At 69.7% G+C, this 15,034-nt stretch carries 13 protein-coding genes; 10 read left to right on the forward strand and 3 right to left on the reverse strand.

What is annotated here, in order from left to right; all coding sequences use genetic code 11:
- The first annotated feature begins 47 nt into the window (after positions 1–47).
- On the forward strand, positions 48–317 hold the full coding sequence (locus CBF90_RS14915; RefSeq protein ID WP_023952497.1) for a hypothetical protein: 270 nt from the start codon (positions 48–50) through the stop codon (positions 315–317).
- A 139-nt stretch (positions 318–456) separates the two neighbouring features.
- Here the strand turns inward: CBF90_RS14915 and CBF90_RS14920 are convergent, their stop codons facing one another.
- Both CBF90_RS14920 and CBF90_RS14925 read right to left on the reverse strand, forming a co-directional pair.
- Positions 457–1,737: an ABC transporter substrate-binding protein gene (locus CBF90_RS14920; protein WP_064956241.1), complete on the reverse strand. Its 1,281-nt coding sequence runs from the start codon at positions 1,735–1,737 to the stop codon at positions 457–459.
- 161 nt (positions 1,738–1,898) lie between these two features.
- The gene (locus CBF90_RS14925) at positions 1,899–3,092 is read right to left on the reverse strand and encodes an acetylxylan esterase (RefSeq protein WP_242435694.1); all 1,194 of its coding nucleotides are present in this window, start codon (positions 3,090–3,092) and stop codon (positions 1,899–1,901) included.
- Positions 3,093–3,178: 86 nt separating this feature from the next.
- Here CBF90_RS14925 and CBF90_RS14930 point away from each other — a divergent pair, with 86 nt between their 5' ends.
- Positions 3,179–4,111: a carbohydrate ABC transporter permease gene (locus CBF90_RS14930; protein WP_023952491.1), complete on the forward strand. Its 933-nt coding sequence runs from the start codon at positions 3,179–3,181 to the stop codon at positions 4,109–4,111.
- Complete coding sequence (locus CBF90_RS14935; RefSeq protein WP_023952489.1) at positions 4,101–5,018, forward strand: carbohydrate ABC transporter permease; 918 nt, start codon at positions 4,101–4,103, stop codon at positions 5,016–5,018. The genes CBF90_RS14930 and CBF90_RS14935 overlap by 11 nt, the downstream gene beginning before the upstream one ends.
- A 51-nt stretch (positions 5,019–5,069) precedes the next feature.
- Here the strand turns inward: CBF90_RS14935 and CBF90_RS14940 are convergent, their stop codons facing one another.
- Complete coding sequence (locus CBF90_RS14940; protein WP_088380974.1) at positions 5,070–7,028, reverse strand: DUF6807 family protein; 1,959 nt, start codon at positions 7,026–7,028, stop codon at positions 5,070–5,072.
- Positions 7,029–7,228: 200 nt separating this feature from the next.
- Between CBF90_RS14940 and CBF90_RS14945 the strand changes: the two genes are divergently transcribed.
- From CBF90_RS14945 to CBF90_RS14975, 7 genes are all read left to right on the forward strand, one after another.
- Complete coding sequence (locus CBF90_RS14945; protein WP_064956239.1) at positions 7,229–7,972, forward strand: hypothetical protein; 744 nt, start codon at positions 7,229–7,231, stop codon at positions 7,970–7,972.
- A 49-nt stretch (positions 7,973–8,021) separates the two neighbouring features.
- Entirely contained in the window at positions 8,022–9,788 is a 1,767-nt protein-coding gene (locus tag CBF90_RS14950) for an ABC transporter ATP-binding protein (protein WP_088380975.1), read from the forward strand.
- A 98-nt stretch (positions 9,789–9,886) separates the two neighbouring features.
- Positions 9,887–10,837 (forward strand): hypothetical protein, encoded by a 951-nt coding sequence (locus CBF90_RS14955; protein WP_088380976.1) that lies wholly within the window; start codon positions 9,887–9,889, stop codon positions 10,835–10,837.
- 182 nt (positions 10,838–11,019) lie between these two features.
- A complete protein-coding gene (locus CBF90_RS14960) occupies positions 11,020–12,318 on the forward strand; it encodes an ABC transporter substrate-binding protein (RefSeq protein WP_023952480.1) in 1,299 nt (432 codons plus the stop codon).
- Between the two features lie 70 nt (positions 12,319–12,388).
- Complete coding sequence (locus CBF90_RS14965; protein ID WP_036304677.1) at positions 12,389–13,381, forward strand: carbohydrate ABC transporter permease; 993 nt, start codon at positions 12,389–12,391, stop codon at positions 13,379–13,381.
- Positions 13,378–14,304, forward strand: coding sequence for a carbohydrate ABC transporter permease (locus CBF90_RS14970; RefSeq protein ID WP_023952478.1), 927 nt, complete (start codon positions 13,378–13,380; stop codon positions 14,302–14,304). The genes CBF90_RS14965 and CBF90_RS14970 overlap by 4 nt, the downstream gene beginning before the upstream one ends.
- A 2-nt stretch (positions 14,305–14,306) precedes the next feature.
- On the forward strand, positions 14,307–15,034 hold a 728-nt coding region (locus tag CBF90_RS14975; protein ID WP_242435695.1), incomplete at its 3' end, for a hypothetical protein.

Here is a 15,034-nt window from a genome sequence, read left to right on the forward strand (position 1 = left end):
GCCCCGCCGACCCCCGCACCCCCGTCGCCTCCGGTGATGATGGAAGTATGGCCCGCTATCTCGTCGTCGATGCCGACCTCGCTGGTTTCGCGCAGTATCAACAGCTCGAGGCCGGACCGGATGGCCTCTGGCGGGTCGTGCGGCAGATCGATGATCGACCGGCGGGCCCGCGGCGGTACGGCTTCGGCGCCGTCGATGTCGACGATCAGGGGATGCTGTCGGACCAACCGTCCACGACCCGGGAACTAGACGACGACGATGCCGTCACGCCGATCAGCGCGGAAGAGTTCGAGCGCCGCTGGCTCGACGCATCCTGACGCGACGACGCGGATGACGCTAGCGACGCAGCCTGACGTGCGCGAGGCTGCGCGCTCCGGCGGGGCGGCGCCGCGCACGAGACAGGGCCGGACGCGGGGGCTGAGGTTCCCGCATCCGGCCCTGCCGGAGTGTCGCTCGTCAGCTCGCGTCGAGCGCGGTCTGCACCTGCGATACGAGCTCGGACGCGGCGTCGGCCGGCGTCGCCTTGTCGAACGTGACGTCGTCGAGCAGCTTGGTGATGATCGGTCCGAGCTGCGACGTGGGAAGCGCCAGCGGGTTCTGGGGTGCACCACCCGCGGCAGACAGCCGATCGATGAAGGCGACCTGAGCCTTCTCGGAGTCCGTGAACTCCGGCGTGATCGCCTCGAGCACCGCGGGCGTCGCGGGAATGCCCAGGGTCAGCTTGTTGAGGGGCCCGGCCTCGTCGCTGTTGAGGAGGAAGTCGATGAGCATCGCGGCTTCGCGCGGGTGCTTCGACTTCGACGAGACGGCGTACTGCACGGTCGGCTGGATGACGAGACCGACCTTGCCGGCGCTGTCGCCGGGCACATTGAGGATCTGGAGGTCCTGACCGGATGCCGTGGCGTAGATGCCCGTGAAGTTGAGCGGGGCGAACGCCATGCCGATCTTCCCCTGCCCCATCAGGCTCTGCTCGAGGGAAGCTGACGCGTCCTCGGCCGCGGTCGAGGCGTCGGGCGATCCTCCGCTGGCTTGCAGTTCCTTCGCGAAGGTGAAGAACTCGTTCGCGGTCTTCTCGCTCACGCCGAACTCGCCGTCGGCGGTGTAGAGGTCTTCGCCGTTCTGGCGTGCGAAGGCCATGAGCGACTGGTCGTTGGCGATCTGAGCCGACCCGTAGACGCCGTCGCCGCTCTTCTCGGAGATCTGGGTGGCGATGTCGATGTAGTCGTCCCAGGTCCAGGTCGTGTCGTCGGGCAGCGGCACGCCTGCGGCCTCGAACACGGCGGGGTTGACGATGATGCCGCGTGAGCCGACACCCGTCGGCAGGGCGTAGAGCTTGCCGTCGATGATGCCCGCATCGAGGGAGCCGGGCGTGAAGGAGTCCTGGTCGACGTCGCTGGAGATGTCGGCGATCGCGTTCTTGGCCACGTACAGGGGGAGGGCGTCGTACGTGATCTGCAGGGCGTCCGGGGCGCCGCCGCCGGCGACCTGGGTGGCGAGCTTGTCGTAGTAGCCGTTGTACTCGCTGGGCTCGCCCGCGACGGTGATGTTCGGGTGGGCCTTCTCGAAGAGGGCGATCTGCTCGTCCTTGATGGCGTTGAGCTCGTCGCTGCCCCACCAGGCGAAGCGCAGGGTGATCTTCTCGTCGTCGCCACCGCCGGCGCCTGCGGCGCATCCGGACAGCGAGACGGCGATCGCGACGCCGGCGGCGGCGAGGGCGAGGAGTCGTCGGTTGTTCATGGGAGGTCCTCTCGGGCGGGTGCGTCGCGGTGTCGTCGTCTGCTTCGACGTCGGCCGCTGCGGAAGCGTTTTCTCGATAGCGCTTCTCGACCGTGAGAAAACGCTTACTGACGGACGTTAACGCCCGCCGTCGGCAAAGTCAACGACGCACTCGAGCGACGTCAGGCGCGGAGTCGATCGGCCAGGAAAGCACGCGCCTCGTCCTGCATCGCCGCCGAAGAGACGTGCCCCGCGTCGTGGAACGACCCGGCGTAGCCCGCCGAGCCGGCCAGAGCCGCGTCGGCCGCCTGCATCCCGGCTGCGGGGAAGAGGGGATCGTATCGGCCGTACTGCACGAGCACCGACTGTCCGCGCCCCGGTCGAGCGAGCTCGGGCCAGTCTCCCGCCGACCGGATGCCGGGACTGTGCAGCAACCACGAATGGGTGTCGATCTCGGCGGGGACGAGTGAGGCGAACGTCGCCATCATGCAGGTGACGACGGTCGCCGAGATGCGTCGATCCAACGCTGCCGCGAGCACCGCCCGTCCGCCGCCGCCCGACAGTCCGAAGGTGCCGAGCCGAGCAGGGTCGACCCCCGGCAGCTCGGCGAGGACGGCGAGGGCCGCGAGGTCGTCGCTCGCGACGGCCCCGGCGAGGCTCGACCCGAGCATTCCGGCGGCCTTGGCGAGCGAGTCCTCGTGCAGCGTCGAGATCGCGTCGAACCGGTCTGCGGCGCTGGGGTCCTCGCCGCGTTCGCGCCAGAGCGCCTCGCGGGCCGCGATGTGCTCGGCCAGGCGCGGCGTCGGTCCGGTCAGGTCGAACGCGCGGCTGCCCCACGAGAACGTGTCGTGCGCGAGCACCGCGAATCCGTCGCGCGCGAGGTCGTTCGCGGGGGCTCGACCGTCGTAGACGTCGCGTCGCAGTCGGGCGGCGGTCGGGTGAGGGTGGCGGTCGGTCTCGACGAGCTGCTCCGCGCCGACCGAGCGGACTCCGCCGTGGCAGTGCAGTGCGAGCAGGCCCGGAAGGGCCGAGCGGATGCCGGCCGGGCGCAGCAGCCACGCCCGCGTCCGCGGTCCGTACGGCAGCTGCCAGCTCAGCTCCGAGCCGTCGACGCCGTCGTTCGACCAGGTGTGTTCGACGCGGATGTCGGCGGCGGACGGCCTCCGCACGCCGAGGGCGCGGGCGAGCGCGTCGCCGCGCTCGTCGCCCGGCCGATGCGGTGTCGTGCGCTCGAGGTACGCGGGCCAGTCGGCATAGCCGGCCAGGGGCCCGGAGGGGTGGGGAGCATCGACCGCACCGGCGTCGCGGGCGAGCGTGGGCGAGGTGTCCGGCGACGTCATCGTGGCTCCGATCGGGGGGAACGCTTGTGCGTCCACGTCGATAGTGTATCTTCACAGAAAGCGCTTTCTGAGCGCTCTGCATCGCTCGACGACGAAGCGATGGATGTGTCGAGGAGGACCGGATGAGCGCCATCGGCGAGCTGTCCCGGCTGCGGCGTCCCGCCGGGCGGGCTGCGCGGGAGAAACCGCGCGACACGAAGGCGGCGATGGTCTTCCTCGCTCCCTGGTTGCTCGGGCTCGTACTCGTCACCGTGTTGCCGATCGCGGCATCCCTGTACCTGTCGTTCACGAAGTACGACCTTTTCAACGCCCCCGAGTTCATCGGCATCGACAACTACGTCCGGATGGCTCAGGACCCGCGCCTCGCGGCATCCCTCGGCGTCACGTTCGTGTACGTCCTCGTCGGCGTCCCGCTCGCCATGGGCGCGGCACTCGGCATCGCTCTGCTGCTCGACAAGGGGCTGCGGGGGCTGGCGTTCTACCGCTCGATGTTCTACCTGCCCTCCCTGCTCGGCTCCTCGGTCGCGGTGGCGATCCTGTGGAAGCAGATCTTCGGCGTCGACGGGCTCGTCAACCAGTTCCTCGCGATCTTCGGCATCGAGGGTCCCGGGTGGATCTCGAACCCCGACACGGCGCTGTCGACGATCATCCTCTTGAGCGTGTGGGGCTTCGGTGCGCCGATGGTCATCTTCCTCGCCGGTCTGAGACAGATCCCGGTGATGTACTACGAGGCCGCCGCGATGGACGGCGCGGGATCCGTCCGCCAGTTCTTCTCGATCACGCTGCCGCTGCTCAGTCCGATCGTCTTCTTCAACCTCGTCCTGTCGATGATCGGAGCGTTCCAGGCCTTCACCCAGGCGTTCATCATCTCGAACGGATCGGGCGGACCGTCCGACTCGACGCTCTTCTACACGCTGTACCTCTACCAGAAGGGGTTCACGGCGTTCGACATGGGCTACGCCTCGGCCATGGCCTGGCTGCTGGTGGCCATCATCGCGGGCTTCACCGCCGTGAACTTCGCTCTCTCCAAGCTGTGGGTGTTCTATGACGACTGAACTGATCACGACCGCCGACCGCAAGGACGCCCGCGAGCGCCAGCGGGCGCGGCGGCGCGAGGAGCTGGGCCTCGGTCGGCGGAGCCGGGCGGGCGCACTCGCACGGCACGTCTTCCTCATCGCGACCTCGCTGCTGATGCTCTACCCGCTGCTGTGGATGATCGTCAGCTCGCTGCGGCCCAACGACGAGATCTTCCGGCTGCCGGGCCTATGGCCGCTGTCCTTCGAGGTCGACAACTACATCGAGGGGTGGAACGCCCTCTCGCCCTCGTTCGGCACCTACCTGTGGAACTCGCTCGTCGTCGTCGCGGGGTCGATCATCGGCAATCTCGTGTCGTGCACGATGGCCGCCTACGCCTTCGCTCGCCTGAACTTCCACTTCAAGCGCACGCTCTTCGCGATCATGCTCGTGACGATCATGCTGCCCGTGCACATCGTCATCGTGCCGCAGTACATCATGTTCAGTCAGCTCGGGCTCGTGAACACTTTCTGGCCGCTCATCCTGCCGAAGGCCCTCGCGACCGACGCGTTCTTCATCTTCTTGATGGTGCAGTTCATCCGCGGCATCCCGCGCGAGCTCGACGAGGCGGCGCGCATCGACGGCGCCGGGCACGCCCGCATCTTCCTGCAGATCCTGCTGCCGATGATGACTCCGGCCCTCGCGACGACCGCGATCTTCACCTTCGTCTGGGTGTGGAACGACTTCTTCGGGGCGCTGATCTACCTGAACAACCCCGACCTCTTCACCGTGCCGCTCGCGCTCCGCCAGTTCATGTCGGCGCAGGGGGCCTCGAACTTCGGCGGCATGTTCGCGATGTCGGTGGTCTCGCTCGTACCGGTCTTCCTGGCCTTCCTATTCGGTCAGCGCTTCCTCATCCGCGGCATCGCCACGACCGGCATCAAGTAGGCGGCGACCGGCGCCGGCGCTGGCGCCGGCTCGGGCGCCGAGCGCTCCGGCTCAGGTCAGGAGCGCTCCGACCTCCGCGTCGGTCAGGCGGCCGTCGGCCACGAGCAGCCGGTACGCCCGACGGACCGGGGCGTCGGGGGATGCCGCGACCGCGCGGTCCCAGGCGAGGGCCGCGCCGATGCCGGGGTACCCCGCCACCCGGACGAACCACGGATCGGCGGCCGAGGCGTCGTCGGCGGGGGCCAGCGCGACGGTCGCCTCTGCCGGCCGGCCATCGGTCGGATAGGCGAAGGCCGCCGACCACGCGAGCCACGGCGCGACCGTCCCGTGCACTGCTTCCTCGCCGCGAGCCGACGGTGTGCGCACGTCGATGTCGGCACAGGCGGGAAGCCGCCAGGCGAGCCCGCCGTAGCCGCCTCCGATGCGCCCGTTGCTCCCGGGTCCGCCGAGCATCACGGTGCGATCGCCCGCCGGCGCCAGCTCGAACGACAGTGCGATCACGGCGGATCGGTCGTCTCGGTGCATCACCCGCAGCTCGCGACGCTCGCGCACCACGACTCCGCCGTCCGGGCCGATCCAGCGCATGTCGAGCACTGCGCCGTCCGCGAGGTGCTCGACGCGAACGATCTCGATGCGGCCGTGGTCGTCTCGCCAGATGTAGTCCTGACCCGGCGTGTAGGTGCGGCCGCCCCAGAAGTTGGTGCCGTCGACATCCTGCAGCGCGACGCTGACGCCGAGGTGCCAGTCGTGATCGGCGGGGTGGTGATCGGTGACGACCACGCCACCCGGGGTGCGGATCGGATGCAGGTAGGGTCGCGGGCTCGACGAGCGTGCGGTACCTGCGCCGTCGACGAGCTCGGCCAGCGGCGATCCGGTGCTGGGCAGCGTCAGCACGACCTCGTGAACCGTGCGCCGCGCCCAGGGGAGGTGCAGCTCGGCGAAGGTCGCCTCGGCGTCGACGGCGCGGACGACCGCGTCCTCGATGCCGTCGACGACGAGCCGGCGCGCGGGACCGTCACCTCGGGGAGTGACGAACGCGGGATCGATCTCGAGTGGCGCCGTGCGTCCCACGGCGTCGATGACGGCGACGAAGGCGCCGGAGGCCGACAGCGGCGACAGCAGGGTGACGCCTTCGTCGCGGTGGTCGAGGAGGTTCTCGAAGAGGTCGTCGCGCTCGAAGCGCTCGGTTCGCCCGTCGACCTCGACGACGTCCTCGGTGTAGAAGAACCGTGCGGAGCCGCGGCGCCCGTGCACCTCGACGTAGGGGTCGACCTGTTCGTCCGCGCACAGCGTCAGCCCGGCGGTGACCCGGACGCCGCGCGTCGTCGACACGCGCAGCAGGCTCGTGTCATCGCCCTCGATGGCGTTCGCGCGGTACAGATCGGCGGTGACCTGGGTGACGTCGGCGACGGTCGTCGTCCCGGCGATCGCCAGCGCCGTCGCGGTGGCGTGGGCGAGAGGGTTGGTCGTGACGCCGTCGACGACGGCGACGCCGTCGAGCTCGCGGCGCCCGGCCCACCGGCTGCGCTCCCAGTACGCGCGGTCGCGTGCCCAGAGCCCGACCGCCCCGATCGCGCGGATGGGCCCGAGGTCGAAGCGGTCCTCGGCGAAGGCTCGAAGCGCACGCGATCCGAGGCTCTGGAAGCCCACCTGCACCCGCGCGCCCGAGGTTGCGGCGGCCTCCTGGAGCACGCGGAGGTCGGCGAGCGTCAGCACCGGCGGCTTCTCGAGGTAGAGGTCGATGCCGCGGCCCACGACCGTGCGCGCGAGCTCGAGGTGGGTGTGGAGCGGGGTCGCCACGATGACGACGTCGATGTCGTCGGTCGCGGCGAGCAGGGCCGGCAGGTCTGCGAAGACGCGCGTGTGCTCGGGCAGGGCGCCCGGTGCCGGCGGGCGGGGGTCGGCTGCCGCGACGAGCCGCACGCGATCGCCCAGGCGGCGGAGGTTGTCGAGGTGCACGGTTCCGTAGCCGTGGACGCCGACGAGGGCGATGGTGGTGGTGCGTGGCATCCGTTTCTCCTGACGTCGCTCCCATCATGACAGCAAGCGCTTTCCCGTGCGCATCCTGGATAACGCAGGGGTCTCACGGAGGATGCGGTGGCGCGACACCCTACGGTAGGGCGCGCGGGGCGTCGATGGGGAGTGCTGTCCGCGACGGGCGGGCGTGGCGCGCGTTAGCGTCGAGGCACACCGATCCGAGGAGAACCGCCATGGCATCACCCGCATCCCGTCTTCCGCGCACGCGGCTGCACGCCGGCCTCGTCGTCGCGGCCCTCGGACTCGCCGCGCTGACGGGCTGCTCGCCGGCGGGGGATCAGAGCGGAGCGGCCTCGAGCGCCGCGCCCGAGACCACCGCGGCCTCACCGTCACCGTCGACGTCGGCGCCCGCTGCGGCATCCGGTTCCCTCGACCGTGCCGAGCTCGCCGACCTGTTCAGCGGCATCCAGTTCCGCCCGGCCCAGTACGACACGATCGCCGCGATGCTCGAGTCGATCTACCCCGGGCTGACGGTCTCGGATGCCGCGTGTCTCGCTCCCTTCGGTGCCGGGTGGGAATCGGCGGGCGATGCCGTCGAATGGGGCACGAGCAACGATCGGTCGATGACGGCGGTCGTGGCGTCAGCGGCCGACGAGGCGGCTGCCGAGGCGCTCGTGGCCCAGGCCGACGACGCGATCGCGCGCTGCGCAGACGGTCAGGAGCTGTTCGCCATGCAGGGGGTGCCGGTCACGACAGCGGTCGAGCCGTTCGATCTGGCCGTGACGGGAGCGGATGACGTGCAGGGGTGGCGGGTGACCGGAGACGTCGGCGGGTCGCCCTTCGCCCTCGTCGGCGCGACGGTGCGCACCGGGCAGAACGTTCTCGCCCTCGTGGGCTGGGATCCCGAGACGAGCGCGGACTACGTGCCGCAGGCGACGCAGCTGTTCGTCGACCGGATCGCGCAGGCGGCCGGCTGATCCGCGCCGAGGGGTTTGCGGCAGCGCGACCTGCGCCTAGCATGGACGCGTGACTCGGAAACCGCTTTCCCATCCCGCGGACCTGATCGACGGCGCTCGTCCGGCACGATCCGTCCTGCGGCTGCTCGCGCGGCGTCCTGGGCGCATGGGCGTCGCGATCGGCGCCTTCGCGTTGAAAGAGATCCCGATGTGGTTCCTGCCGGTCATCACGGCGGCGATCATCGACATCGTCGCGAGCGGGGGAGAGGTCAGCGCGGTCATCGGGTGGTTCCTGCTCGCCGCGGCCCTGCTGCTGCAGAACTACCCGAACCACATCCTCTACACGCGCAGCTTCATGACCGTCGTGCGCGACACCGGCGCCGACCTGCGCAACGCGCTCGCCGCGCGGCTGCAGAGCCTGTCGATCGGATATCACTCCCGCGTCAGCTCGTCGATCGTGCAGACCAAGGTCGTGCGCGACGTCGAGAACGTCGAGCTCATGCTGCAGCAGGTCACGCACCCGCTGCTCTCGGCGACGATGGTCATGATCGGCGCCCTCACGATGACCGCGATCGCGGTGCCCCAGTTCCTGCCGGTCTACGCCCTCGCGGTGCCGATCGCGATCGGCATCCGGTACGGCATGCGAAACCGGTCGCGCGAGCGCAACGCCGTCTTCCGGCGCGAGGTCGAGGTGTTCTCGGCACGGGTGGGCGAGATGGCCTCGCTCATCCCGGTCACGCGTGCGCACGGCCTCGAGGAGACGGCCGTCACCCGCGTCTCGCGCGGCGCCGAGGGGGTGAGGCGCGCGGGGCTGCACCTCGACATGCTGAACGGCCACGTCGCCTCGATCTCGTGGGTGGCGATGCAGCTGCTCGGCGTCGGATGCCTCGTGCTCGCCGCGGTGTTCTCGCTCACCGGCATCCTGCCGATCTCTCCCGGAGAGGTCGTGCTGCTCTCGACATACTTCACGCTGCTCACGCAGGGGCTCACGCAGCTGCTCATGCTCATCCCGGTCGGGGCGCGCGGACTCGAATCGGTGCGCTCGATCGCCGAGGTGCTGCAGGAGCCCGACCTCGAGCAGAACGAGGGCAAGCGCCGCGTGGATCGTGTCGTCGGCGACATCCGCCTCGAGCGAGCCGGCCACCGCTACGCGGGGGCGAGCGACGACGCGCTGCACGAGATCGACCTGCACATCCCCGCGGGCCGCACCTACGCATTCGTCGGCTCGTCGGGGTCGGGGAAGTCCACGCTGCTCAACCTCGTGCTCGGGTTCGTGCGTGCGACGAGCGGGCGCCTGACGATCGACGGGTCCGATGTGCAGGAACTCGACCTGCGCTCGGTGCGCCGCGCCGTGTCGGTCGTGCCGCAGGAGTCGGTGCTCTTCGAGGGCACGATCCGCGAGAACGTCGCCTACGGGCTGCCGGACGTCAGCGACGAGCGCATCGAGCGGGCGCTGCGCGACGCCAACGCGTGGGAGTTCGTCAGCGACCAGCCGGACGGCTGGGACACCGTGGTCGGCGAGCGGGGAGCGCGCCTGTCGGGCGGGCAGCGGCAGCGGCTCGCGATCGCGCGTGCGCTCGTCCGCGACCCCCGCATCCTGCTGCTGGATGAGGCGACCTCGGCGCTGGATCCCGAGTCGGAGGAGCTCGTGAAAGAAGCTCTCGCGCGGCTCATGACCGGCCGCACGACCCTCGTCGTCGCTCACCGTCTCTCGACGATCCGTCAGGCCGACCGCATCGTCGTCCTCGAGCGCGGGCGCATCGTCGAGCAGGGCTCGCATAACGACCTGCTGGCCGCCGCAGGCCGCTACGCCCACCTCCACGCGACCCAGTCCTGACCCCCCCACCCCTCCGTCGACTCGCCAGGACATGCGGATGCCGGTACCCCCGCATCCGCAGTTCGTGGCGAGTCGACGGGTTCACGACAGGAGAACTCATGCTCAGGGAGATCTACCGCGACCCGGTGTACGACGGGGCGACCGATCCGGTCGTCGTCATCGAGCCGGGCGGCGGCTGGTGGATGTTCTACACGCAGCGACGGGCGACGCATCCCGACCCCGGGCCGGGCGTCTCGTGGGTGCATGGCTCGCGCATCGGCGTCGCTCGATCGCGCGACGGGGTCGATTGGCACTACGCGGGCACGCTCGAACCGGATGGCGGCGGGCTCGGACTGACCGCCGGGCCGCCCCCGGCAGACGTCGACCGCACGCACTGGGCTCCCGAGGTCGTCTTCGACGGCACCGGATGGCGGATGTACCTGACCGAGATCGACGGCGTGCCCGACCGCTGGCCGGGGCACGCCCGCACGATCGTCGCGTACCGCTCGTCCGACCTGGTGTCGTGGCACCGGCTCGGACCACTCGATCTCGCGAGCGACCGCGTCATCGACGCCGGCGTCGCCCGCGGCCCCGACGCGAGATGGCGGCTCTGGTACAAGGACGAGACTTCCGAGTCGATCACCCGCGTCGCCGTGTCGGACGATCTCGAGTCGTGGAGCGACGGCGGCATCGCGATCGACGGACGTCCGCACGAGGGCCCCAGCGCCTTCGAGCTCGACGGGAGATGGTGGATGATCGTCGACGAGTGGCGGGGGATGGGCGTCTTCGTCTCGGACGACACCGTCCACTGGGTGCGACAGGGCGGCCCCGACGACGTCGTGCTCGGTGCCGGCGCGGTGCCTGGCCGGGGCTTCGGGCACCACGGCGCCCCGGTCCGCGACGGTGACACGCTCTGGTACTACTTCTTCGCGCAGCCGGCCACCACTCCGGATGCCGGTGGCGACGGGGCTGCGGCGACCGACGTCGAAGCCCGCCGGTGCGCCGTCTACCGTGTGCGGCTGCGTGTCGACGCGGGCCGCCTGGTGTGCGAGGCTGAGTCGTCGCACTGAGACCGGTAACAGTCGCGGGATCACGGGTCGGAATCGGTTCCCCCGAGTTTCTTGCGAAACGTTTCATCGCGTAGTACCGTTGCCGGCAAGCGCTTTCCCGAACGCGGGGCAGCGCACCTGCACACACGGACAATGGACGTTCGCGCGCACCGAGACGACGACGTTCGGCAGAGAGGACAATGATGTTCAGCAGAAAGCGGGCACTGGCAACGGTCGCCATCGCGACGGGCGCAGCGCTCACCCTGGCGGGCTGCGCCGGCGGCGCCACGCCGGCCGCCGACGCGACTTTCGACCCCGACGAGAAAGTCACCCTGAACCTGGCGTTCTGGGGCAACGACGTTCGCGCGCAGCTCTACAACGAGGCCATCGAGGCGTTCAACGAGGAATACCCGAACATCACGGTCAACGCGACCTTCCTGACCTTCCCGGAGTTCTGGGAGAAGCGTCAGACCGAGGCCGCGGGCGGTGGGCTTCCGGATGTCATGCAGTTCGACTACTCGTACCTGCGCCAGTACTCCGAGAACAACCTCCTGCTCGACCTCGAGCCCTATCTCGGCGACATCATCGAGACCGACGCGCTCCCGCAGAACATCCTCGACATCGGCGTCGTCGGCGACACGACCTACGGCATCGCGACCTCGACGAACGCCTGGGGCATGTTCACCAACCCGAAGCTGCTCGAGCAGGCGGGCGTGGCGGACTTCGCCGGCGGGTCGTGGGACGACTACTCCGAGTGGATCGCGAGCGTCACCGACGCGTCGGGCGGTGCGTACTGGGGCGGCACGGACTACACCGGCCGCATCCAGAACTTCGAGCTGCAGCTGCGCTCCGAGGGCTCGCAGCTGTTCGACGAGGACGGCGAGCCCGGCTTCGACAAAGAGCGACTCACCGAGTTCTGGGAGGACGGCGCCGAGCTCCGCGAGAGCGGTGCTGTCATCGGGCAGCAGCGCCTCGAAGAGGCCCTGCCGCTCTCGGGCTTCGACGCCGCGCTGACGGCGAGCGAGCTGACGTGGGACAACTTCGGCGGCGGGTACCTCGGCAACCTCGGCGAGGGCTACACCGAGCTCGGCCTCGTCGCCCCGCCGGTCACGAAGGAGGGTGCGAAGGACCTGTACCTCAAGCCCTCGATGCTCCACACGATCTCGGCGAAGACCGAGCACCCCGCCGCCGCGGCGACGCTCGTGAACTTCCTCGTCAACTCGCCCCAGTCGGGTGAGATCTTCGGCACGAACCGCGGGCTCCCCGCCTCGCAGACCGCGCTCGACGCGGCCGACCTCGACCCGCTGAGCCAGCAGGTCAAGGAGTACGAGGAATCGATCGCCGACCGCCTGGGCGACGCCCCGCCGGTGCCGATCGTCGGCTACGGCACGATCGAGGAGGAGTTCCGCAAGCTCGGCACCGAGCTGGCCTTCGGCACCATCACCGTCGACGACGCCGTCGACCGCTTCTTCTCGCAGATGGACATCACCCTCAACGGATGACCCGTTGCCGCGGGCCGGTGCGCAGCGCCGGCCCGCGGGCCCGCATCCTCCCCGCATCCTCAGGAGCATCGTGACCACTACCGCCACACGGGTGATCGTCACCAAGGAGTCGCCGCGCCGCGGCCTCGTCCGGAAGCAGCGCCCCGAACACCTCGATCGCCCCGGCGCCCGCAAGCGCGCGGCCCGCGAGACCATCGCGGGGTACGGCTTCCTCCTGCCGTGGCTCGTCGGGTTCTTCGGGCTCACGCTCGTGCCGATGGCGTACTCGCTGTACCTGTCGTTCACGAGCTACAACATCTTCGCGCCGCCCAAGTGGATCGGCCTCGACAACTACATCCGGCTCTTCACCAACGACCCGAGCTTCATGCAGTCGGCGCAGATCACCTTGATCTACGTGCTGGTCGGCACGCCGATCTCGCTCATCGCGGCGCTGCTGATCGCCCTGCTGCTGAACTACCGCGACAAGGGTGCCGCCTTCTTCCGCTCGGCCTTCTACGCTCCCTCGCTCATCGGCGCCTCGGTCTCGGTCGCGATCGTGTGGCGCGCCATGTTCGCCACGAACGGTCCCGTCGACAACGGCCTGAACGTCTTCGGCATCGACCTCGGCGGCTGGATCGGAAACCCCGGCCTCATCCTGCCCATGATGATCCTCCTGGCCGTCTGGCAGTTCGGCGCCACGATGGTCATCTTCCTCGCCGGCCTCAAGCAGATCCCGAAGGAGCTGTACGAGGCGGCCGAGATGGACGGCGCCAACGCCCTGCGCCGCTTCCGCGCCGTGACGGTGCCGATGCTCTCGCCCGTCATCTTCTTCAACCTGCTGCTCGGCCTCATCGGAGCGTTCCAGGTCTTCGGGTCGGCCTACATCATCTCCAACGGCACCGGCGGCCCCGCCGGGATGACGAACTTCATCACGGTCTACCTCTACAAGACCGGTTTCGCCGACGGCCGCATGGGCTACGCCGCTGCGATCGCGTGGGTCCTGCTCGTCGTCGTCGCCATCATCGCCCTCATCCTCTTCCGCACCCAGAAGTCGTGGGTGCACTACTCGGGAGACAACCGATGACCACGTCACCCACCTCACCGCTCACGAGCGAGGCCATCTTCGCCGAGCAGCAGACCACGCCGATGCCGCCCGCCCGGCGCCGCGTGAAGCGCAAGACCTGGCAGACGATCGTCTGGTTCGCCGTCCTCATCGTCATCACCGCGGTCGTGCTCTACCCGCTGGTCTGGCTGCTGCTGTCGACCTTCAAGCCCAACAGCGAGTTCGGCCAGAACATGGGCCTGCTGCCGAACGCGCCGACGATCGACAACTACATCAAGGTCGCCGAGGGCATCGCCGGCGTCCCGATGTGGCGGTTCTTCGCCAACTCGCTGCTGATCGCCGGCGTCTCGGTCATCGGAACGGTGCTCTCGTCGGCGCTCGCGGCCTACGCCTTCGCCCGCCTGCAGTTCAAGGGCCTCGGCATCCTGTTCGCCGCCATGATCGGCACGCTGCTGCTGCCGTTCCACGTCGTGATCATCCCGCAGTACATCATCTTCAACAATCTCGGGATGGTCGACACCTACTGGCCGCTGCTGCTGCCGAAGTTCCTCGCGACCGAGGCGTTCTTCGTCTTCCTCCTGGTGCAGTTCATCCGGCAGATGCCGCGCGACATGGACGAGGCCGCGAAGATCGACGGCGCGGGGCACCTCCGCATCTTCTGGTCGATCATCCTCCCGCTCATCAAGCCGGCGCTCATCACGTGCGCGATCTTCAGCTTCATCTGGGCGTGGAACGACTTCCTCGGGCCGCTGCTGTACCTCACGAGCCCCGAGAACTACCCGCTGCCGATCGCGCTCCGCCTCTACAACGACCAGACCTCGTCGAGCGACTACGGGGCGACGGTGACGGCTTCGTTCATCGCGCTGGTGCCGATCCTGCTGTTCTTCATCGTCTTCCAGAAGTTCCTGGTCGACGGCGTGGCCACGCAGGGTCTGAAGGGCTAGCGATGTCGACCGACGAGCGTCCGCGCACGCGGCGCGAACAGCGCGCAGCGGTGAGGGCCGACCGTTCCGGCAGCGGTCCGACTCTCGACGCGCGCCCGCAGCTGCGGCATCCGGGTGCTGCCGGGGCGTTCGCCCTGCTCGGCGAGGTGCTGCTGATCGGGCTCCTCATCGGCGTCGTCTCGCTCGCCGTCGTCACCCTTCCGATCGCGCTCGCGGCCGGAGTGCGGCACCTGCGACGCTATGTCGCCGCTGACGACTCGAGGCTCGCCCTGTTCTGGGCGGACGTGCGTGCCGGTCTGTTGCCGGGCGCGGTCGTCGGGCTCGTGACCGTCGTCACGGCGCTCATCCTGCTGCTCGACATCGACCTGGCCCGATCGGGCTTCCTCCCGGGCGGTGCCGTCGTCGAGGCGGTCGGCTGGGCGGGACTCGCGGCGCTCGCCGTCGCGCTGCTCCTCGCCGCCGGGGCCTGGAGCCCCGCACTCGGCTGGCGGGGCGCGATCCGATCGATCCCGGATGCCGCCCGCGGCGACCTCGTCGGGACCCTGTACCTCCTCGCCACGGCCGCCTTCGTCGTCGTGGTCACCTGGGCGCTGCCGCCCCTGTTCGTCGCCGGCATCGGCTGCGCCGCGCTCGCCGGCTTCGACGACATCCCGACGGGGCGCGACGTCACGCCGCCTCTGACGACCGTCCGCGTGCCTCTCCCCGACGTCGGGTACACCGCGCTCCGCGC

The sequence above is a fragment of the Microbacterium sp. AISO3 genome (genome assembly GCF_002204305.1).
Lineage (GTDB): Bacteria > Actinomycetota > Actinomycetes > Actinomycetales > Microbacteriaceae > Microbacterium > Microbacterium arborescens.

What these genes read in the sequence shown, in the direction of transcription:
- CBF90_RS14940 (WP_088380974.1), bottom strand. Translation starts at nt 7,028, where the DNA reads ATGCCACGCACCACCACCATCGCCCTCGTCGGCGTCCACGGCTACGGA.
- CBF90_RS14915 (WP_023952497.1), top strand. Translation starts at nt 48, where the DNA reads ATGGCCCGCTATCTCGTCGTCGATGCCGACCTCGCTGGTTTCGCGCAG.
- CBF90_RS14960 (WP_023952480.1), top strand. Translation starts at nt 11,020, where the DNA reads ATGTTCAGCAGAAAGCGGGCACTGGCAACGGTCGCCATCGCGACGGGC.
- CBF90_RS14955 (WP_088380976.1), top strand. Translation starts at nt 9,887, where the DNA reads ATGCTCAGGGAGATCTACCGCGACCCGGTGTACGACGGGGCGACCGAT.
- CBF90_RS14945 (WP_064956239.1), top strand. Translation starts at nt 7,229, where the DNA reads ATGGCATCACCCGCATCCCGTCTTCCGCGCACGCGGCTGCACGCCGGC.
- CBF90_RS14970 (WP_023952478.1), top strand. Translation starts at nt 13,378, where the DNA reads ATGACCACGTCACCCACCTCACCGCTCACGAGCGAGGCCATCTTCGCC.
- CBF90_RS14920 (WP_064956241.1), bottom strand. Translation starts at nt 1,737, where the DNA reads ATGAACAACCGACGACTCCTCGCCCTCGCCGCCGCCGGCGTCGCGATC.
- CBF90_RS14935 (WP_023952489.1), top strand. Translation starts at nt 4,101, where the DNA reads ATGACGACTGAACTGATCACGACCGCCGACCGCAAGGACGCCCGCGAG.
- CBF90_RS14930 (WP_023952491.1), top strand. Translation starts at nt 3,179, where the DNA reads ATGAGCGCCATCGGCGAGCTGTCCCGGCTGCGGCGTCCCGCCGGGCGG.